Genomic DNA, 19,515 nt, shown 5'->3' with positions numbered 1-19,515 from the left:
GGGGTGAGCCGCTCCCCGGGCTTTCAGCATCCGCTCCCTAGAATCGCAGGGTGAGCACGAGCCAGCAGACCGACCCGCTGATCGGCCGTCTGGTCGACGGTCGGTACCGCGTACGCGCTCGCATCGCCCGCGGCGGGATGGCCACGGTGTACGTCGCGACCGATCTGCGCCTCGAGCGCCGGGTCGCGCTGAAGGTCATGCACGGGCACCTCTCCGACGATCAGGTCTTCCAGGGCCGGTTCATCCAGGAGGCGCGGGCCGCCGCCCGACTCGCCGACCCGCACGTCGTCAACGTCTTCGATCAGGGGCAGGACGGCGAGATGGCGTATCTCGTCATGGAGTACCTGCCCGGCATCACGCTGCGCGACCTCCTGCGCGAGCAGCGGCGCCTGTCGATCCCGCAGACGATCACGATCATGGATGCCGTGCTGTCGGGCCTCGCCGCGGCGCACCGCGCCGGGATCGTCCACCGTGACGTGAAGCCCGAGAACGTGCTGCTCGCCGAGGACGGCCGGATCAAGATCGGCGACTTCGGTCTGGCGCGCGCGACGAGCGCCAACACGGCGACCGGGCAGATGCTGCTCGGCACGATCGCGTACCTCGCGCCCGAGCTGGTGACGCGTGGCACCGCCGATGCCCGCAGCGACATCTACGCGCTCGGCATCATGCTCTACGAGATGCTCGTCGGAGAGCAGCCGTACAAGGGCGAGCAGCCCATGCAGATCGCCTACCAGCACGCCACCGATTCGGTGCCGCGGCCGAGCGCCAAGAACCCCGGCATCCCCGAGCAGCTCGATGAGCTCGTGCTCTGGGCGACAGAGCGCCAGCCCGACGAGCGCCCGACGGACGCGCGCGTGATGCTCGACCGGCTGCGCGAGATCGAGAAGGAGCTCGGCGTCTTCCCGCACGTCGTGCGCGCGCACGCCGCGGCCGCGACGCGCGTCGCCGTGATCGATGACGGCATCGACTCGGGCGAGGTGACGAAGGTGCTTCCGGGCAGCTTCACCGCCCCGACCGTGACCGACGACACCGACAACGCGACGAGGCTCCGGCGCCGCGCGCGCCGGAACGCGACCAAGGGCGGCTGGCTCCTCGCTCTCGTCCTGCTTCTCACGGCCCTCGCGGGCGGGGCGGGCTGGTGGTTCGGATCGGGCCCGGGATCGCTCATCGCGGTGCCCGACGTGACGGGGCAGAGCATCGAGGACGCCTCGGCCACCCTCTCGGGGTTCGGACTTGTCGCCGTCCCCGGACAGGACTTCAGTCGCGAGATCCCCGCCGGGCAGGCGATCGGCACCGACCCCGCGAGCGGAACCCGCGTCGAGAAGGATGCGCAGGTCACGGTGATCATCTCGCTCGGCCCGGCGTCGCACGAGATCGGCGCCCTCGCGGGGCAGAACGTGGATGGCGCGCGGCAGAGCCTCGAGTCCCTGTACATCACGGCATCCGGAGACCCCTCGCGGTACTTCACCGACGCCGCCCCGGACGCCGTCATCGGCGTCTGGATCACGCCCCCCGGCGGCGGAGACGCGATCGACTGCACGAACGGCTGCACCGCCCTCGAAGGATCGACGGTCGCGTTCGACGTATCGATCGGTCCCGTACCCGACGTCTCCGGGGCGACGGTGGATGCCGCGACATCGAAGCTGCGCGCCGTCGACCTGTCCGCCGTCACGACCGAGGAGTTCAGCTCGGAGGTCGACAAGGGCGATGTCATCCGCATCGCCGACCGCGAAGGCGGCGGGCACTTCCGGCCCGGCGACACCGTGACGCTCGTCGTGTCGAAGGGGCCCGAGCTCTTCCCCGTGCCGAACGTCGTCGGCATGACCCGCGACCAGGCGAAGGAGACCCTCGAGGACGCCGGTTTCGAGGCGAGCTACTCGCTTCTGTGGGATGCCTGGCCGGACGCGCTCACGAAGGTCTCCGCGCAGGACCCGAAGGCGAACTCCGAACGCGAGAAGGGCACCGCGGTCACGCTGCAGCTCACCGTCACGGGCTGACCCGCGCGGCGCCCCCGGCCCGCGCCGAGAACGCACGACAGCACCCGCGGAACCGCCCGAACGGTGCTATCGCGCGTTCTCGCGCGCGAGCGCGCGGCCGATACGCGCGAGGAGCGCGATCGGGTCGGGCACGAGATCGTCCGCACCGACGAGGATGACGTCGTACCCGGCATCCTGAAGCAGCTGGACACGCGTCAGATCGCTGAGCCATCGCCACCGCGAGGTGCGGTGCTCGTCGCCCTGATACTCGAGCACGATGCGCTGCCGCTCATATCCGAGGTCGCCGTACAGGATGCCGGCAGTCGTCGCCACAGGAAGCTGCACCGTTGGTTCGGGAAGCCCCGCCTCGACGATGCGGAGCCGCAGCAGGGTCTCCCGAGGCGACTCCGCTCCGGGCCGCACGAGCGCGAGCGCCTCGCGCAGCAGACGCGTGCCGCGGCCGGTGTGCGCCTCGACGGCGTGGACGAGGTCTGCCGCCGCAGCGAGCGGCGGGAGCGTTCGCCCCGTCGCGAGGCGCCGCTTCGTCGTGAGGACGTCGGCCGCGATCACGAGGGCATCACGGTCGAGAAGACTCCCGGCGGTGACGGCTCCCCGCGTCGCGAGATGACACCACGTCACGACCGGGCCGATCATCCGGAGCCCGGCGTGCATGCCGCGCTCGGGGTCGTCCGAGGTCACGCGCCCGACGACGTGGTGATGACGCACCGGCACCCGCCCTCCGACCGTGAGGACGTGCAACGGCTCGATCGGTGCGTGCCGGCGTGGAAGCGGAATGCCCCACAGCCGGGCGGACGTGAGGTGACTGAACCAGTGCTGCGGACCGAGCGCGACGCTCAGCGCCGCGCAGCGATCGACCAGGTCATCGAATGCCGCGGCGACATAGACGCCGTGATGCGGGTGGCCGAGGTCACGCCCGCGAAGCCGCCCCCGTCCGACGCCCGCCGCGCGGGCGAACTCTCCACAGCGCGGCGCGCGAGAACGCACGACAGCACCTTTCAGAGTTCGGGAGAGGTGCTGTCGTGCGTTCTCGTGATCGCGGGCAGGGGTGCGCGCGGCGCCCGCGTCAGCGCTTCTCGAGCTCCTCGGCCACGAGGAAGGCGAGCTCGAGCGACTGCATGTGGTTCAGGCGCGGGTCGCACAGGCTCTCGTAGCGGGTCGCGAGGGTCGCCTCGTCGATCTGCTCCGAGCCGCCCAGGCACTCCGTGACGTCGTCTCCCGTGAGCTCGACGTGGATGCCGCCGGGGTGGGTTCCCACGGCGCGATGCGCCTCGAAGAACCCGCGCACCTCGTCGACGACGTCGTCGAAACGGCGTGTCTTGTATCCCGTGGGCGTCGTGATGCCGTTGCCGTGCATGGGGTCGGTGACCCAGAGCGGGGCCGCCCCGGCATCCTTCACGGCCTCCAGCAGCGGCGGCAGCGCGTCGCGGATCTTGCCCGCACCCATCCGCGTGATGAACGTGAGACGGCCGGGCTCGCGCTCGGGGTCGAGCTTGTCGATGAGCGCGAGCGCCACCGACGGGTCGGTCGACGGGCCGAGCTTCACCCCGATGGGGTTACGGATCTTCGAGAAGTAGTCGACGTGCGCGCCGTCGAGCTCGCGCGTGCGCTCACCGATCCACAGGAAGTGCGCGGCCGTGTTGTACGGAGTGTGCGTGCGCGAATCGATGCGGGTCATCGGCCGCTCGTAGTCCATCAGCAGGCCCTCGTGGCCCGTGTAGAACTCGACGCGCTTGAGCTCGTCGAAGTCGGCGCCGGCGGCCTCCATGAACTTGATCGCGCGATCGATATCGGTCGCGAGCCGCTCGTACTGCTGGTTCGCCGGGTTCTGCGCGAAGCCCTTGTTCCACGAGTGCACCTCGCGCAGGTCCGCGAAGCCGCCCTGCGTGAACGCACGGATGAGGTTGATGGTGGATGCCGCCGTGTGGTAGCCCTTCAGCAACCGCTGCGGGTCGGCCGTGCGCGACCCCTCGGTGAAGTCGAAGCCGTTGACGATGTCGCCGCGGTAGGCGGGAAGGGTCACGTCGCCACGCGTCTCCGTGTCGCTCGACCGGGGCTTCGCGAACTGCCCGGCCATACGCCCCATCTTGACGACGGGCATGGATGCCCCGTAGGTCAGCACGACGGCCATCTGCAGCACGGTCTTGATGCGGTTGCGGATCTGCTCAGCGGTGGCGCCGGCGAAGGTCTCCGCGCAGTCGCCGCCCTGGAGCAGGAAGGCCTGGCCCGCGGCGGCCTTCGCGAGGCGGTCGCGCAGGTTGTCGACCTCGCCCGCGAAGACGAGGGGCGGAAGGCTCGCGATCTCGGTCGACACGGCGGCGACGGCGTCGGCGTCGGGCCAGAGCGGCTGCTGCTTGATGGGAAGCGTGCGCCAGTGATCCAGGTCGGCGTGCGGAGTGGGCATCCGGCCAGTCTAGTGGCGTGGCGCAGCGGCGGATGCTCGCGTGACGGGGTCGGAAGTGCGCGTCATCCGGCGGCGGGCGACGAGCCCACGGCCGGAGCGTTCGCCCGGTCCTTCACGGTCGACGCGTACACGTCGTCGTACTCCTGCTCACCGAGACGCTGCAGAGCGACCATGATCTCGTCGGTCACCGATCGCAGGACGTACCGGTCGGACTCCATGCCGTGGAAGCGGGAGAAGTCGAGCGGTTCACCGATCACCATGCCGACGCGACCGATCCGCGGGATCGAACGACCGATCGGCATGATCTCGCCCGTGTCGACCATGACGACGGGGACGACGGGGACGCGCGCTTCGAGTGCCATGCGGGCCAGCCCCGTCCGGCCGCGATAGAGCTTGCCGTCGGGGCTGCGCGTGCCCTCCGGATAGATGCCGAGGAGATCGCCGCGCCCCAGCACCTGCAGACCCGTGTTGAGCGAGTCCTCCGAGGCCTTGCCGCCCGTGCGATCGATCGGGATCTGCCCGGTCGCCTTCATGAACACGCGGGTCGCCCAGCCTTTGATGCCCTTGCCCGTGAAGTAGTCGCTCTTGGCCAGGAAGCTCATCGGCCGGTCGATCATGAGCGGCAGGAAGATCGAGTCGCTCACCGAGAGGTGGTTCGATGCGAGGATCGCCGCGCCGTTCGCCGGGACGTGGGTGCGGCCCACGATCCACGGCCGGAAGATCGCCTTGACGATCGGTCCGATCACGATGTACTTCATGAACCAGTAGAACATCGCGGTTTCCTCACTCGGCCCGGACGCCCGAGCGCAGTCCCGCCAGGTCGGCGACGCCCACGAGCCCCGCGTCGTTGCCGAGAGTCGCGATGACGAATCGCGCCGTCGGGTGGTCACCGAACCCAGGGAGGGCGGACTCGTACGCGACGCGGGTGGGCTCGAGCAACACCTCGCCGAGGTCGGCCACTCCACCGCCGATCACGAACAACTCGGGATCGAGGACCGCCTGGAACCCGCCGCACGCCTCCCCGAGCGCCGTCGCGACACGGCGCACAGCCTCGAGCGCGCCCTCGTCACCCTCGCTCAGCAGCAGAGCGAGCTGCGGGCCGTGCACGAGGCCATCGGCGCCGCGGTGCGCGGCGAGCCGGTCGCCGATCCCTCCGGCGTCGGCGATGTCGGCGAGTTCGCGCTGCAGCGCCCTGCCGGACGCATACTGCTCGAGGCATCCGTTCTGCCCGCAGCCGCACGGGCGCCCGCCGCGGACGAATCGGATGTGGCCGAGCTCGGCCGCGCTGCCGTTCGCGCCGATCACGAGCGTCCCGTCGGTGATGACGGCGCCGCCGACACCCGTGCCGAGCGTCACCATCACCATGTCGGACGTGCCGCGCCCGGCACCGAAGCGGAACTCGCCCCAGCCCGCCGCGTTGGCGTCGTTCTCGAGCGTCACGGGCCGCCCGATGCGCTCCTCGAACTGGGCGCGCAGCGGCACGTTCTGCCAGTCGATGTTGGGGGCGTGCATCATGATCGAGCGCGTGCGGTCGATGTATCCCGCGGCGGCGACGCCGACGCTGTGCACGTCGTGACGGGATGCCAGGTCCTCGACCATGTCCGCGACGGCCTGCGCGAGGTCGGCGGTGTCCGTCGGCGTCACGACGCGGGCGCGTTCGATGATGCGTCCGTCTTCCGCGACGACACCGCCCGCGATCTTCGTTCCGCCGATATCGATGCCGACGTTGAGCACGACGAGTCCTCCGATTTCCCCGCAACGCCGATCGGCGTCACAGCACCGGAGAGTCTAGTGTGGACAACACAGTCCCACGGGGCGCATGCGCCGGACCAACGCCGGGACGACTGGCGCCTCGCGAGACTGAGTATCACGAAGAGTTAGACTGGATCCCAGCCGTCATTCGACGCCCCTCGGTACCGAAGGAGTTGCCGCACCATGAGCGCCGCCGCCCAGTTCGAAGTCCCCGCGATCGTCCCCGCCGATCCCGATGCCAACATCGCCGACCTCCTGATCGAGCGCGTGAAAGCGACGCCGTCGCTCGCACTGTTCGCCGTGCCCGAGGGTTCGGGCGAGGGCGCGGGATGGCGCGACATCACCGCCGCAGAGTTCCAGCGCGAGGTAATCGCGCTGGCGAAGGGCTTCGTCGCCGCGGGTATCGAGCCCGGCGACAAGGTCGGATTCCTCGCTCGGACGACGTATGAGTGGACGCTCGTCGACTTCGCCCTCTTCTTCGCCGGCGCCGTCATGGTGCCCGTCTACGAGACGAGCTCCGCGTCGCAGGTCAGCTGGATCCTCTCCGATTCCGGCGCCGTCGCCGTCCTGACCGAGAGCGCGGAGCACACCGCGCGCGTCGAAGAGGTGCGCGCCGACCTCCCCCTCGTGCGCGAGGTGTGGACCATGGCATCCGGCGCCCTCGACACCCTCCGCGCCGGCGGCGCGGATGTCCCCGACGAAGAGATCGAACGCCGCCGCGGCCTCGCCGTGGGCTCCGACATCGCGACGCTCATCTACACCTCGGGGTCGACGGGGCGCCCGAAGGGCTGCGTGCTCACGCACAGCAACTTCGTCGAACTCGCGCGCAATTCCGCGAAGGCGCTCGAAGAGGTCGTCACCACGCCCGGCGCCTCGACGCTGCTGTTCATCACGACCGCGCACGTGTTCGCGCGCTTCATCTCGATCCTGGACGTCCACGCGGGCGTCAAGACCGGGCACCAGCCGGACACGAAGCAGTTGCTCCCCGCGCTCGGATCGTTCCAGCCGACGTTCCTGCTCGCCGTGCCGCGCGTGTTCGAGAAGGTCTACAACTCCGCCGAGCAGAAGGCTGAGGCGGGCGGCAAGGGCAAGATCTTCCGGGCCGCCGCGCACACCGCGATTGAGCACTCGACCCTCCTGCAGGAGGGCAAGAAGGTGCCCCTCGGCACGAAGATCAAGTTCGCGCTGTTCGACAAGCTCGTCTACGGCAAGCTCCGCGCCGCGATGGGTGGTCGCGTGACCTACGCCGTGTCGGGCTCGGCGCCCCTCGGCCCGCGTCTCGGCCACTTCTTCCACAGCCTCGGCGTGACGATCCTCGAGGGCTACGGCCTGACCGAGACGACCGCGCCGGCGACCGTCAATCTCGCCAAGAAATCGAAGATCGGCACCGTCGGGCCCGTGCTCCCCGGCGTGGGCGTGCGCCTCGCCGAGGACGGCGAGGTCGAGGTCCGCGGCATCAACGTCTTCAAGGAGTACTGGCAGAACGCGGAGGCGACGGCCGCCGCGTTCGACGGCGACTGGTTCAAGACCGGCGACCTCGGTTCCTTCGACGACGAGGGCTTCCTCACGATCACGGGGCGCAAGAAGGAGATCATCGTCACGGCCGGCGGCAAGAACGTCGCCCCGGCCGCCCTCGAGGACCCGATCCGCGCGAACCCGATCGTCGGCCAGGTGGTCGTCGTGGGCGACCAGAAGCCGTTCATCTCCGCGCTCATCACGCTCGATCCCGAGATGCTCCCGACCTGGCTCGGAAACAACGGGCTGCCCGCCGACATGTCGCTGGCGGATGCCGCGAAGAACCCCGCCGTCCGGGCCGAGGTCCAGCGGGCGATCGACATCGCCAACAAGGGCGTCTCGCGCGCGGAGTCGATCCGCAAGTTCACGATCCTCGACACGGAGTGGACCGAGGCGAGCGGCCATCTCACGCCGAAGCTCTCGATCAAGCGCAACGTGATCCTCGACGACTTCGCGGACGCCATCGAGGAGATCTACACGGTGCCGGTCACGACGACCAACGTGTCGCTCGGCTGACCCGGTACTCCGTCCGACTCAAAACCAGGAGCTCTCGCGCACCTCGCGCATGGCCTGCTTGCGGTCCTCCGGAGCAAGGCGTGAGAGGTAGAGCAGTCCGTCGAGGTGATCCGTCTCGTGCTGGAGGGCCTGCGCCAGCAGGCCCTCCCCCTCCAGGACGACCTCTTCGCCGTCCAGATCGATGCCCGTGACGCGCGCCCAGGGATGGCGGAGCGCATCGTGCCAGAGGCCCGGCACCGACAGACATCCCTCGCCCACCGGTTCGGGCTCGCCGCGCACCTCGGCGAGGACGGGATTCAGCACATAGCCGATGTCGCCGTCGATGTTGTAGCTGAAGGCGCGCAGGCCGACGCCGATCTGCGGCGCCGCGACACCGGCGCGCCCCGGCAGCTCGACCGTGTCGAGGAGGTCCTGCACGAGACCGCGGATGCCGTCGTCGATGGTCTCGATCGGCGCGCTGACGGCGCGCAGGACGGGGTCGCCGAAGAGGCGGATCGTGCGGACGGCCATCAGGCGGCAGCCTGCGCGCGCAGACCCTCGACCACGATCGCCGCGAGCCGGCGCGCGGCGTCCCGGGTCTCGGGCTGCAGGTCGCGGAACGAGATCGCACTGCCGGAGGCGATGTGCGGGTCGTACGGCATCCGGACGACCTGGCGCACACGGCTGCGGAAGTGGGACTCCAGCTCGTCGGCGCGGACGAGGGGCGCGCCCGGTCGGGCCGTGTTGAGGACGACGACCGCGCCGCGGACGCGGTCCTCGTAGCCGTTGGACTCGAGCCACGTGAGCGTCTCGGAGGCGAGGCGCGCCTCATCGATCGAGAGCCCCGCGACGATGACGAGCGCATCGGCGCGCTCGAGCGTGGCATCCATCACCGAATGCACGATTCCGGTGCCGGTGTCGGTGAGTACGACCGAGTAGAAGTGCGCGGCGATCTCGGCGACATCACGGTAGTCGTCGTCGTTGAAGGCCTCGGAGATGTGCGGATCTGCGTCGGAGGCGATGACGTCGAGCCGCGTGTGGTCGCGGCCCACGATCTGCGAGACGTCGTTGAATCCGTGCACGTCGGCCTGGACGCGGACGAGGTCGCGCACGGTCTTGCCGCTCGTGCGCCCGATGCGCTCCGCAAGCGTCCCGCGGTCGGGGTTGGCATCGACGGCGATGATGCGGTCTTCACGGGCGTCGGCGAGGGCCATGCCGAGGAGGGTCGTGACGGTCGTCTTGCCCACGCCGCCCTTGCGCGAGAGCACCGGCACGAACCGCGCGCCGCCCGAGAGGGGCGCCGCGATCCGCTGATCGAGAGCCTTGCGCTCGCGGGCACGCCGGCTGTCGCCGAGGTTGAGACGACGCCCGGAGAGCGTGTACACGAGGTGCCGCCAAGTTCCTTCCGGCTCGGAGCGCACCACGTGCGCCGGGTCGAGCAGGCGGTCGGGCGTCAGCAGGTCGGAGCTCTCCCGATCGGCCTCGAAGTCGCCGAGTCGGCGGGACTGGAGCGTGATCTCGGACGTGCGGGGGCGGACACGCTCGTGATGGTCCGCCTCCGAGTCGGGCGTCGAGAGGGTCGAGACCGCCGCCGCGGGGCGGGCATCGGCGGCGGCGCTCCGATCGGCGCCGACGGGCAGCGGGCGCGCAAGGGGCGCGGCGAGCGTGCGGCTCTCGGAGACGTTCACCTCGTCCAGGACGACCTCGTCATCCTCGACGAGATCATCGTCATCGGATGCCACGACCGGCAGGGCGACGTCGACCTGAGCGGTGCCGCCCTCCACGATGCCGATGCCCGTCGTGTCGGCGCCGGCCTCGGGTAGGACCCCGTTGTCGACCTCTTCGGCCCCGTTGTCGCCTGCTTCATTGGCCACGCTGCACACTCCCAGATCGCTTGCGGGCGCCGTGCGCCCCGGTCCAGGCTAGTCGGCGGGCCGGACGACGACCAAAAGGTCGCCCGCCTCCACCGGGGAACTCGTCGCGATCGCGACACGCTCGACGACGCCCTCGATCGGAGAGGTGATGGCGGCCTCCATCTTCATCGCCTCGATGGATGCCACTGCCTGACCGGCCGCGACGCGGTCGCCAGCGGCGACCTTGATCGTGATGACGCCGGCGAACGGCGCCGCGATCTGACCGGGCTTGGACGTGTCCGCCTTCTCGGCCGCGACCTTGTCGACCGCGATCGACCGATCGCGCACCCAGACGGGCCGCAGCTGCCCGTTGAGGGTCGTCATGACCGTGCGCATGCCCGCGGCATCCGGCTCGCCGATGGCCTCGAGACCGACGTACAGCTGCACGCCGGGGTCGATCTCGGCGACGTGCTCCTCGCCGGGCTTGAGGCCATAGAAGTAGTCCGGCGTGCCGAGGGCCGACAGGTCGCCGTAGGCGGCACGGGTCGCTTCGAAGTCTTTCGCGGGCCCCGGGAACAGCAGCCGGTTGAGCGTCCGACGACGCGTGACGGCATCCCCGGCGAGGCCCTCCTCTTCTTCTGCCTTCAGCGGCGGGATCTCGACTCGGACGTCGCGGCCGGCGAGCACCTTCGTGCGAAAGGGCTCCGGCCATCCGCCGGGCAGGTCTCCCAGCTCGCCCGCCATGAAGCCCACGACGGAGTCGGGGATGTCGTAGTTCTGCGGATTCTGCTCGAAGTCGGCCGGGTCGGCGTTCGCCGCGACGAGCGCGAGGGCGAGATCGCCGACGACCTTGGACGACGGCGTGACCTTCGGCAGACGCCCGAGCAGCCGGTCGGCGGCGGCGTACATGTCCTCGATGCGCTCGAAGTCGTCGGCCATGCCGAGGGCGATGGCCTGCTGACGCAGGTTCGAGAGCTGCCCGCCGGGGATCTCGTGGTGGTAGACGCGGCCGGTCGGGCTCGGCAGCCCCGACTCGAACGGGCGGTAGAGGTGGCGCACCGCCTCCCAGTACGGCTCGAGGTCGCTCACGGCCTGCAGCGAGAGCCCGGTGTCGCGTTCGGTGTGCGCGAGCGCGGCGACGAGCGCGGAGAGCGAGGGCTGACTCGTCGTCCCCGCGAGCGGGGCGGCTGCGGCATCCACGGCGTCGGCGCCGGCGGCGCTCGCTGCGAGGAGCGTCGCGAGCTGACCGCCGGCCGTGTCGTGCGTGTGCACGTGCACGGGCAGGTCGAAGCGCTCGCGCAGGGCTGCGACGAGCTTCGCCGCCGCGGCGGGGCGCAGCAGGCCCGCCATGTCCTTGATCGCGAGGATGTGCGCACCGGATGCCGCGATGCGGTCGGCCAGCCGCAGGTAGTAGTCGAGTGTGTAGAGCGTCTCGGCGGGGTCGAGCAGGTCGGCGGTGTAGCAGACCGCGACCTCCGCGACGGCCGTGCCCGTCTCGAGGACGGCACTGATCGCGGGCAGCATCTGGTCGACGTCGTTGAGGGCGTCGAAGACGCGGAAGATGTCGACTCCGGTCGCTGCCGCCTCCTTCACGAAGGCGTCGGTGACGGCGGTCGGGCGAGGGGTGTAGCCGACCGTGTTCCGGCCCCGCAGCAGCATCTGGATCGGGATGTTGGGCATCGCGTCGCGCAAGGCCTCGAGCCGCTCCCAGGGGTCCTCCGCGAGGAAGCGCAACGCCACGTCGTAGGTCGCCCCGCCCCACGCCTCGACGGACAGCAGCTGCGGGGTCATGCGCGCGACGTGCGGGCCGACGCGCACGAGGTCACGCGTGCGCACACGCGTCGCGAGGAGCGACTGATGCGCGTCGCGGTAGGTCGTCTCGGTGACGGCGAGGGCGGTCTGGGCGCGGAGTGCCTGCGCGAAGCCTGCGGGGCCGAGTTCCCGCAGGGCGTCGCGATTGCCGCGCGGCACCGGTGCGTGCAGATCGATCTCGGGCAGCTTGCTGCCGGGCGAGACCGACAGCGGCTTCTCGCCGTACGGGCGGTTCACGGTCACGTCCGCGAGCCAGTTCAGCAGCTTCGTCGCACGGTCGCGGGACGGGTTCTGGGTGAGCAGCTGCGGACGCTCGTCGATGAACGACGTCGACAGGTCGCCGGAGACGAACGCGGGGTCGTCCAGGACGGCACGTAGGAAGGGGATGTTCGTCGAGACGCCGCGGATGCGGAACTCCGCGAGCGCCCGGCGGGCGCGGGCGACGGCGGCGGGGAAGTCGCGGCCGCGGCACGTGAGCTTCGCGAGCATCGAGTCGAAGTGCGGGCTGATCTGCGAACCCGCGGCCGTCGTGCCGCCGTCGAGGCGGATGCCGGCGCCGCCGGGCGAGCGGTAGGTCGTGATCCGCCCCGTGTCGGGCCGGAATCCCTGCGACGGGTCCTCGGTCGTGATGCGGGTCTGGAGCGCCGCTCCGCGCAGGTGGATGTCCTCCTGGTGCAGCCCCAGGTCGTCGAGCGTCTCCCCCGCCGCGATGCGCATCTGCGACTGCACGAGGTCGACGTCGGTCACCTCTTCGGTCACGGTGTGCTCGACCTGGATGCGCGGGTTCATCTCGATGAAGACGACCTCGCCGGTGCGGGGTCCCGCCGTCTCGAGGAGGAACTCGACCGTGCCCGCGTTGACGTAGCCGATCGACCGCGCGAACGCGACCGCGTGCGCGTGGAGCGCGTCGCGGATCGTGGGATCGAGGTTCGGCGCCGGCGCGATCTCGATGACCTTCTGGTGACGCCGCTGCACGGAGCAGTCGCGCTCGAACAGGTGCACGGTCTCACCGGTCGCATCCGCCAGGATCTGCACCTCGATGTGGCGCGGACGGATGACGGCCTGCTCGAGGAACACGCGCCCGTCTCCGAAGGCCGCTGCCGCCTCGCGCGAGGCCTCGGCGATCGCCGGGGGCAGCTCGCCGGGGGTCTCGACGCGGCGCATCCCGCGGCCACCGCCGCCGGCGACGGCCTTGACGAAGATGGGGAAGCCGATCTCGTCCGCCTGCGCGACGAGCGCGTCGACGTCGTCGGATGCCTCGGTGGAGCGCAGCACCGGCACGCCCGCGGCGATCGCGTGCTCCTTCGCGGTGACCTTGTTGCCCGCCATCTCGAGCGCGCGGGCGGGCGGCCCGATGAAGGTGATGCCGTTCTCGGCCGCGCGTGCCGCGAGCTCCGGGTTCTCGGAGAGGAACCCGTAGCCGGGGTAGATCGCGTCGGCACCGGAGGCGACCGCCACCCGGATGATCTCCTCGACGTCGAGGTAGGCGCGCACCGGATGCCCCTGCTCGCCGATCTCGTAGGACTCATCCGCCTTCTGGCGGTGGAGCGAGCCCCGATCCTCCCAGGGGAACACCGCGACGGTCCGCGCGCCCAGTTCGTATGCGGCACGGAAGGCGCGGATGGCGATTTCACCGCGGTTCGCGACGAGGATCTTTCGGAACATGCTCACCTCTTGAAGGGAGAGTCCGCCGCGCGACATCACACGACGGTATGCCTGAGTGTCCTCACAGCCTAGGGGACGGTAACGTAGAGCCTTGTGCACGTGCTCTCCGTCTCCTCGCTCAAAGGGGGTGTCGGCAAGACGACCGTGACTCTGGGTCTCGCCTCCGCGGCGTTCGCCCGGGGTGTGCGGACCCTCGTCGTCGACCTCGACCCCCAGTCCGACGTGTCGACGGGCATGGACATCCAGGTCGCCGGGCGTCTGAACGTCGCCGATGTCCTCGCCAATCCGAAGGAGAAGGTCGTCCGTCAGGCGATCACCTCGAGCGGCTGGGCGAAGGTGCATGCGGGCACGATCGACGTCATGATCGGCAGCCCGTCCGCGATCAACTTCGACGGACCGCACCCGAGCGTGCGCGATGTGTGGAAGCTCGAGGAAGCCCTCGCGACCATCGAGGCCGACTACGACCTCGTCCTCATCGACTGCGCCCCGTCGCTCAACGCGTTGACGCGCACGGCGTGGGCGGCATCCGACCGCGTCGTCGTCGTCACCGAGCCGGGCCTGTTCTCCGTCGCCGCGGCCGACCGCGCGCTCCGCGCGATCGAGGAGATCCGTCGCGGGCTCTCGCCCCGCCTGCAGCCGCTCGGCATCGTCGTGAACCGCGTGCGACCCCAGTCGATCGAGCACCAGTTCCGCATCAAGGAGCTGCGCGACATGTTCGGCCCGCTCGTCCTGTCGCCCCAGCTGCCCGAGCGCACGTCGCTGCAGCAGGCGCAGGGCGCCGCGAAGCCGCTGCACATCTGGCCGGGAGACTCCGCTCAGGAGCTCGCGGGAGACTTCGACGCGCTCCTGGACCGCGTCATGCGCACCGGCCGCATCTCCGCGGGCGAACAGCGCGCCTGACGCTCTCCCCCCTCCCGCGCCTCGTCCCTCGTCCCGCTGATGGCGGCCCTCGTCCCACTTGGGGTGGACCGCGTCCCACTTACGGTCGGTTCAGCGCGCCGAAAGCGACCACTTTCGGGACATGGTCGGGAAGAAGCCCCGCGCGGAAGAAGCCCCGCGCGAAAGAACTCCCGCCCGAGCGGATCAGGCGGAGCGGATCAGGCGGAGCGGACCGCGCGGCGCGCGGCGAGCTCGTCGACCGGGTCCGGCGCCTGCGGTTCGAAGTCCACGAGCGTGGACTCGACCTCGTGCAGCACCTTGCCGACGGCGATGCCGAAGACGCCCTGGCCGCGGTTGACGAGGTCGATGACCTCGTCGTTCGACGTGCACAGGTACACCGAGGCGCCGTCGCTCATGAGGGTCGTCCCGGCGAGGTCGCGGATGCCGGCGGCGCGCAGCTGCGCGACGGCGGTGCGGATCTGGGGAAGCGAGATGCCGGTGTCGAGCAGACGCTTGACGAGCTTCAGGACGAGGATGTCGCGGAAGCCGTACAACCGCTGCGATCCCGAGCCGCTGGCCCCGCGGACGGTGGGCTCGACGAGCTCCGTGCGCGCCCAGTAGTCCAGCTGGCGGTAGGTGATGCCGGCCGCGCGCGCGGCGACCGCGCCGCGATAGCCGACCTCGTCGTCCATCTGCGGAAGGCCGTCGGTGAACAGCAGTTCTGTCTGGAACGGCTGTCCGGCGGGGGAACCCGTGGGCGCGTCATGCGCGGTCATCTTCGCCTCCAGCCGAACCGATGTTGTCCCTCCACGGTAGAGGACGACTCCCCCACCGGCAACGACATCCGCCCGCGCAGGGTCGGCGTGTCGCGACCCTCACGGAGTGAGGCGATCGAGCGCCGCCCCGAGGAACGCCGCACGCGCCTCGTCGATCCGCCGCAGCAGTTCCGGCGCGAGCTCGTTGGCACGTGCGCGGGAGGCGGCATCCGTCCGGCGCAGCAGCGGCGCGAGGGCGCTGCCGACCAGAGCGATCTCGCGTTCCACGGCCTGACGCGTCCCGCGCACGTGGCGAGGCTGGATGCCGTGGCCGTCGAGAGCGACGAGCGCTCGCAGAAGCCCGAGGGTCCGCTCGTCATAGGTGTCTGCGGGCGCGATGAGCCCCGCGCTGATCGCCGCATCCAGGAGCGCAGCCGCCGCGTTAGCGCTCGCGAGGAGCTCTTCGCGACGGTAGCGGCGCGGTGCCTCGAGGATCGACGGCGGGAGGGCGACGTCGATCTCGCCGTCGTGCGCATCGAGGTACTCGCGGATGCGGGCTAGCTTGAAGTCGTGATCGCGCTGCAGCGTGAGCGCGGTGCGGACGCGCGCGACATCCGACGGCGAGAACTTGCGGTAGCCGGCATCGGTGCGCAGGGGCGTGACGAGACCCTGTTCTTCGAAATAACGCAGCTTGCTCGCGCTCAGGTGCGGGAACTCCGGCGTGAGGCGAGCCAGCACCTGACCGATGCTGAGATGACCCGAGGACGCGGCGCGTCCTCGGGGTGCCGCAGCGGGGCTCACGCGCCGGCCACCGCGGAGCGATCGATCGGCGAGACGAAGAAGTTCAGCCGGAACTTGCCGATGCGGACCTCGGCGCCGTCATCGAGCACGGCGCGGTCGACGCGCTCGCCGTTGACGTAGGTGCCGTTGAGGGAACGCTGATCGACGAGCTCGAAGAACCCGCCCGTACGGGTGATCTCTGCGTGCCGACGGGAGACGGTGACGTCGTCGAAGAAGATGTCGGCCTCGGGGTGACGGCCGACGGTCGTCACGTCGCTGTCGAGGAGATACCGTGCGCCGGCCGTCGGGCCCGAGCGCACGAGCAGCAGGGCAGCTCGGGACGGCAGCGCGCCGATCGCCTCGAGCTCTGCCTCGGTCAAGTCGCTGCCGAATGGGATGAAGGACAGATCGGAGTCGTGGCCGAATGTCTGCGTCGAGTCGACGGCGTGACGACCGGCATCGTCGGCGTCTCGACGGATGTCTCCGGCGCCGGGTGCGTCGCGTTCGCTGTTGTCCACGGTGTCCTCCTCCCTCTTCACCCTACTGGTTTGTTGCATCGTGTGTCGCCCGTCGGGCGGAGCCGGCGACGCTCGATCTAGCCTGGACCCACCTCGATCAGAAGGAGATCTCCGTGTCCACGCCGCAGAACCGCCTCACGCCCGCCTCGGTGCGTCAGGACGCGATCTGCATGTGCGCGCGCGGCCAGGCCTGCTCCTCGTTCGCCCCCGGTCACGCCGTCCACCTCATCCAGGCGCGGCTGGTCTCGACGACGCCGGGCGAGTGGCTCGACGCGATCGTGACGACGGTGGATGCCGCGGACGGCACCCTCGTCCTGCACACGCTGGACGGACGTGTGCTCAGCCTGTGGAACGGCTCCGGCGCGGCCGACACCGTCACGGCAGGTGCACCCGTCGCGTACCACGAGCGCTATCACACGCTCGCGGTGGGACGCCGCCTCTTCAACGCACTCGCACTCTGAGGCGGCGCACTCGTCCTCTGAGGCGGCCCTCTCAGGCCGCGGCCATCGCGTCCTTCACCGCCATGCACGCGTCCATGCAGGCGCGGCATGCGTCGGCGCACATCTTGCACACGGGGCTCGAGTCGGCGTGCATCATGCACATGTCCATGCACGTCTGACACATCGCCATGCAGGCGTCGAGCATCGACATCATGGATGCCGGCGTCATGCCCTGCATGCGCAGCATGGCGCGCATCATCGTGCCCGCCATGTCGGCGCAGTTCATGCACGACGGCGCGCAGTCCATCATCTGTGTCGAGCAGACGGTGCAGGCCTGCTCACAGGCGGCACAGGTATCCATGCAGGCCTGCGCTGCACTCGTCATGGCAGCCATGTCCATGGCGGGCATCCCCTCCATCGACATCATGTCCTCGGACATCGCGTTCATCATCATCGCGTCCATCGCGGCGCACCTCTCCCTCGTCGGGGCGGGCCACGCGGAATCGGCTCCGCCGATGTCCCGCCTGTGTATGTAGGGCCACGGTACTGCGCCCGGCCCCGTGGCGACAGGCTCACGTAGGCTCGACGACGTGATGTCACATGAAGTTCACACGAGACACCGACCCTTCGCCCTGCTGATCGGGCTCCTCGCCGCCGTCGGGATCGTCCTCGCGGGGGCCCCGGCCTGGGCGCACGACGAACTGATCGGCTCCGACCCGGCCGCGGGCGCGCACGTCGACGCCCTTCCGACGAAGATCACGATGACCTTCAGCGGCGTGCTGATGGATGAGCCCGGCGCGACCGACGTCGTCGTGACGGATGCCGCGGGCACCGACCTCACCTCCGCAGATCCCGTGCTCGACGGTACGCGGCTGACGCAGGAGCTGAGCGGCTCGGCGACCGGCACGATCACGGTCATCTGGCGCGTCGTCTCGAGTGACGGGCATCCCGTCTCCGACCAGTTCACGTTCACCGTCGGCGACGGCTCCGCCGTGGCGCCGACCGCCAGCGCACCCTCGCCCAGCGCCTCGGCGGATGACGCCGACGCGCAGGACGCGTCACCGGCGGTGTGGATCGTGGTCGGGGTCGTGGTCCTCATCGCACTGATCGGCACCTTCGTCGCCCTCTCGGCCGCGAAGCGGCGCCGCAGCGAGCACTAGGCTGAAGACATGCCTCATTACAACGTCGTCGTCCTCGGCGCCGGCCCCGGCGGCTATGTCGCAGCGGTCCGCGCCGCGCAGCTCGGTCAGTCCGTCGCGATCATCGAAGAGAAGTACTGGGGCGGTGTCTGCCTCAACGTCGGCTGCATCCCCTCCAAGGCGCTCCTGAAGAACGCCGAGGTCGTGCACACCCTGAAGCACAAGGCCGACTTCTTCGGCATCTCGGGTGAGTTCACCGCCGACTTCGGCGCCGCCTTCGATCGCTCGCGCGTCGTCGCCGACGGGCGCGTCAAGGGCATCCACTACCTGATGAAGAAGAACAAGGTCACCGAGTACGAGGGCCGCGGGTCGTTCACCGGCCCCAAGGCGATCACGGTGACGAAGACCGACGGCACCACCGAAGAGGTCACGTTCGACAACGTCATCATCGCGACCGGCTCCACCGTGCGCCTGCTTCCCGGCGTCTCGCTGAGCGAGAACGTCGTCACGTACGAGGAGCAGATCCTCACCCGCGACCTGCCGGGCTCGATCGTCATCGTCGGGGCCGGTGCGATCGGCATGGAGTTCGCCTACGTCCTCACGAACTACGGCGTCAAGGTGACGATCATCGAGTTCCTCGACCGCGCCCTCCCCAACGAGGACGCGGACGTCTCCAAGGAGATCGCGAAGCAGTACAAGAACCTCGGTGTCGACATCCTCGTCGCGACCAAGGTCGAGTCGGTCGTCGACTCGGGCGACAAGGTCACCGTCAGCTACACCGACAACAAGACGGGCGCGGCCGGCCGGATCGAGGCCGACAAGGTCCTCATGTCGATCGGCTTCGCCCCGCGCGTCGAGGGCTTCGGCCTCGAGAACACGGGTGTGAAGCTCACCGACCGCGGCGCGATCGAGATCGACGACTTCATGCGCACGAACGTCGACGGCATCTACGCGATCGGTGACGTCACGGCCAAGCTCCAGCTCGCCCACGTCGCGGAGGCGCAGGGCGTCGTCGCGGCTGAGACGATCGGCGGCGCCGAGACCATGGCGCTCGGCGACTACCGCATGATGCCGCGCGCGACGTTCTGCTCGCCGCAGGTCGCGTCTTTCGGCTACACCGAGGCGCAGTACAAGGAGACCGGCCGCGAGTACAAGGTGGCGACGTTCCCCTTCATGGCCAACGGCAAGGCGCACGGTCTGGGCGAGCCGGTCGGCTTCGTGAAGCTCATCGCGGATGCCGAGCACCTCGAGCTCGTCGGCGGCCACCTCATCGGCCCCGACGTGTCGGAGCTGCTGCCCGAGCTCACCCTCGCGCAGAAGTGGGACCTCACGGCGCTCGAGCTGGCGCGGAACGTCCACACCCACCCGACGCTGTCGGAGGCCCTCCAGGAAGCCTTCCACGGTCTCGCGGGACACATGATCAATCTGTAATCTGGCACGCACACGACGAACGCCGCCCCATCGAAGCCGGGGGCGGCGTTCGTCGTACGTGGTTCGTGGTATGAGTGCGGCCG

17 protein-coding genes are annotated in these 19,515 nt (G+C 70.0%); 6 read left to right on the top strand and 11 right to left on the bottom strand.

The genetic code is table 11. The annotated features are described in order from the left end of the window. Positions 1-50: 50 nt before the first annotated feature. Complete coding sequence (pknB, locus tag J0I43_RS06735) at positions 51-1,997, top strand: Stk1 family PASTA domain-containing Ser/Thr kinase (protein WP_292860971.1); 1,947 nt, start codon at positions 51-53, stop codon at positions 1,995-1,997. A 66-nt stretch (positions 1,998-2,063) separates the two neighbouring features. Here the strand turns inward: pknB and J0I43_RS06730 are convergent, their stop codons facing one another. The 4 genes from J0I43_RS06730 to J0I43_RS06715 all read right to left on the bottom strand — a co-directional run bounded on the left by J0I43_RS06730 (position 2,064) and on the right by J0I43_RS06715 (position 6,132). Beyond that, on the bottom strand, positions 2,064-2,981 hold the full coding sequence (locus tag J0I43_RS06730; RefSeq protein ID WP_292860969.1) for a hypothetical protein: 918 nt from the start codon (positions 2,979-2,981) through the stop codon (positions 2,064-2,066). 79 nt (positions 2,982-3,060) lie between these two features. Continuing rightward, complete coding sequence (locus tag J0I43_RS06725) at positions 3,061-4,398, bottom strand: class II 3-deoxy-7-phosphoheptulonate synthase (RefSeq protein WP_292860967.1); 1,338 nt, start codon at positions 4,396-4,398, stop codon at positions 3,061-3,063. Positions 4,399-4,460: 62 nt separating this feature from the next. Further along, positions 4,461-5,171 (bottom strand): 1-acyl-sn-glycerol-3-phosphate acyltransferase, encoded by a 711-nt coding sequence (locus J0I43_RS06720; RefSeq protein WP_292860965.1) that lies wholly within the window; start codon positions 5,169-5,171, stop codon positions 4,461-4,463. A 10-nt stretch (positions 5,172-5,181) separates the two neighbouring features. Next, a complete protein-coding gene (locus J0I43_RS06715) occupies positions 5,182-6,132 on the bottom strand; it encodes an ROK family glucokinase (protein WP_292860963.1) in 951 nt (316 codons plus the stop codon). A 201-nt stretch (positions 6,133-6,333) separates the two neighbouring features. Between J0I43_RS06715 and J0I43_RS06710 the strand changes: the two genes are divergently transcribed. Further along, the gene (locus J0I43_RS06710; protein ID WP_292860960.1) at positions 6,334-8,181 is read left to right on the top strand and encodes a long-chain fatty acid--CoA ligase; all 1,848 of its coding nucleotides are present in this window, start codon (positions 6,334-6,336) and stop codon (positions 8,179-8,181) included. Positions 8,182-8,199: 18 nt separating this feature from the next. Here the strand turns inward: J0I43_RS06710 and J0I43_RS06705 are convergent, their stop codons facing one another. The 3 genes from J0I43_RS06705 to J0I43_RS06695 are packed head-to-tail and all read right to left on the bottom strand — an operon-like array spanning position 8,200 to position 13,490. Continuing rightward, positions 8,200-8,691 (bottom strand): peptide deformylase, encoded by a 492-nt coding sequence (locus J0I43_RS06705; RefSeq protein WP_292860957.1) that lies wholly within the window; start codon positions 8,689-8,691, stop codon positions 8,200-8,202. Continuing rightward, complete coding sequence (locus J0I43_RS06700) at positions 8,691-10,034, bottom strand: MinD/ParA family protein (protein WP_292860955.1); 1,344 nt, start codon at positions 10,032-10,034, stop codon at positions 8,691-8,693. The genes J0I43_RS06705 and J0I43_RS06700 overlap by 1 nt, the downstream gene beginning before the upstream one ends. Positions 10,035-10,082: 48 nt before the next feature. Continuing rightward, positions 10,083-13,490 carry a pyruvate carboxylase gene (locus J0I43_RS06695; RefSeq protein ID WP_292860953.1) on the bottom strand — a complete coding sequence of 1,136 codons (3,408 nt, stop codon included), beginning with the start codon at positions 13,488-13,490 and terminating at the stop codon, positions 10,083-10,085. Between the two features lie 93 nt (positions 13,491-13,583). Between J0I43_RS06695 and J0I43_RS06690 the strand changes: the two genes are divergently transcribed. Continuing rightward, a complete protein-coding gene (locus tag J0I43_RS06690; protein WP_292860950.1) occupies positions 13,584-14,390 on the top strand; it encodes a ParA family protein in 807 nt (268 codons plus the stop codon). 197 nt (positions 14,391-14,587) lie between these two features. On the opposite strand, the gene J0I43_RS06685 is transcribed toward J0I43_RS06690, so the two are convergent. The 3 genes from J0I43_RS06685 to J0I43_RS06675 all read right to left on the bottom strand — a co-directional run bounded on the left by J0I43_RS06685 (position 14,588) and on the right by J0I43_RS06675 (position 16,422). After that, the gene (locus tag J0I43_RS06685; protein WP_292860947.1) at positions 14,588-15,145 is read right to left on the bottom strand and encodes a MerR family transcriptional regulator; all 558 of its coding nucleotides are present in this window, start codon (positions 15,143-15,145) and stop codon (positions 14,588-14,590) included. Positions 15,146-15,244: 99 nt separating this feature from the next. Further along, a complete protein-coding gene (locus J0I43_RS06680) occupies positions 15,245-15,925 on the bottom strand; it encodes a MerR family transcriptional regulator (protein ID WP_292860944.1) in 681 nt (226 codons plus the stop codon). Then, positions 15,922-16,422: an FHA domain-containing protein gene (locus J0I43_RS06675; protein ID WP_292860941.1), complete on the bottom strand. Its 501-nt coding sequence runs from the start codon at positions 16,420-16,422 to the stop codon at positions 15,922-15,924. The genes J0I43_RS06680 and J0I43_RS06675 overlap by 4 nt, the downstream gene beginning before the upstream one ends. Positions 16,423-16,535: 113 nt before the next feature. Between J0I43_RS06675 and J0I43_RS06670 the strand changes: the two genes are divergently transcribed. After that, positions 16,536-16,883 (top strand): hypothetical protein, encoded by a 348-nt coding sequence (locus tag J0I43_RS06670; RefSeq protein WP_292860938.1) that lies wholly within the window; start codon positions 16,536-16,538, stop codon positions 16,881-16,883. 31 nt (positions 16,884-16,914) lie between these two features. Here J0I43_RS06670 and J0I43_RS06665 read toward each other — a convergent pair whose 3' ends face one another. Further along, positions 16,915-17,325 (bottom strand): hypothetical protein, encoded by a 411-nt coding sequence (locus J0I43_RS06665; RefSeq protein WP_292860935.1) that lies wholly within the window; start codon positions 17,323-17,325, stop codon positions 16,915-16,917. A 130-nt stretch (positions 17,326-17,455) separates the two neighbouring features. On the opposite strand from J0I43_RS06665, the gene J0I43_RS06660 reads away from it, so the two are divergent. Both J0I43_RS06660 and lpdA read left to right on the top strand, forming a co-directional pair. After that, complete coding sequence (locus J0I43_RS06660; RefSeq protein ID WP_292860932.1) at positions 17,456-18,022, top strand: copper resistance CopC family protein; 567 nt, start codon at positions 17,456-17,458, stop codon at positions 18,020-18,022. Between the two features lie 9 nt (positions 18,023-18,031). After that, complete coding sequence (lpdA, locus tag J0I43_RS06655) at positions 18,032-19,432, top strand: dihydrolipoyl dehydrogenase (protein WP_292860929.1); 1,401 nt, start codon at positions 18,032-18,034, stop codon at positions 19,430-19,432. Positions 19,433-19,515 lie beyond the last annotated feature (83 nt).

The organism is Microbacterium sp., from assembly GCF_017305435.1.
In the GTDB taxonomy this organism is placed as follows: Bacteria; Actinomycetota; Actinomycetes; order Actinomycetales; family Microbacteriaceae; genus Microbacterium.
This window is presented reverse-complemented; position numbering and strand designations above follow the sequence as displayed.

What these genes read in the sequence shown, in the direction of transcription:
- J0I43_RS06665 (WP_292860935.1), bottom strand. Translation starts at nt 17,325, where the DNA reads ATGGACGCGATGATGATGAACGCGATGTCCGAGGACATGATGTCGATG.
- J0I43_RS06720 (WP_292860965.1), bottom strand. Translation starts at nt 5,171, where the DNA reads ATGTTCTACTGGTTCATGAAGTACATCGTGATCGGACCGATCGTCAAG.
- J0I43_RS06725 (WP_292860967.1), bottom strand. Translation starts at nt 4,398, where the DNA reads ATGCCCACTCCGCACGCCGACCTGGATCACTGGCGCACGCTTCCCATC.
- lpdA (WP_292860929.1), top strand. Translation starts at nt 18,032, where the DNA reads ATGCCTCATTACAACGTCGTCGTCCTCGGCGCCGGCCCCGGCGGCTAT.
- J0I43_RS06695 (WP_292860953.1), bottom strand. Translation starts at nt 13,490, where the DNA reads ATGTTCCGAAAGATCCTCGTCGCGAACCGCGGTGAAATCGCCATCCGC.
- J0I43_RS06660 (WP_292860932.1), top strand. Translation starts at nt 17,456, where the DNA reads ATGTCACATGAAGTTCACACGAGACACCGACCCTTCGCCCTGCTGATC.
- J0I43_RS06705 (WP_292860957.1), bottom strand. Translation starts at nt 8,691, where the DNA reads ATGGCCGTCCGCACGATCCGCCTCTTCGGCGACCCCGTCCTGCGCGCC.
- J0I43_RS06710 (WP_292860960.1), top strand. Translation starts at nt 6,334, where the DNA reads ATGAGCGCCGCCGCCCAGTTCGAAGTCCCCGCGATCGTCCCCGCCGAT.
- J0I43_RS06685 (WP_292860947.1), bottom strand. Translation starts at nt 15,145, where the DNA reads ATGACCGCGCATGACGCGCCCACGGGTTCCCCCGCCGGACAGCCGTTC.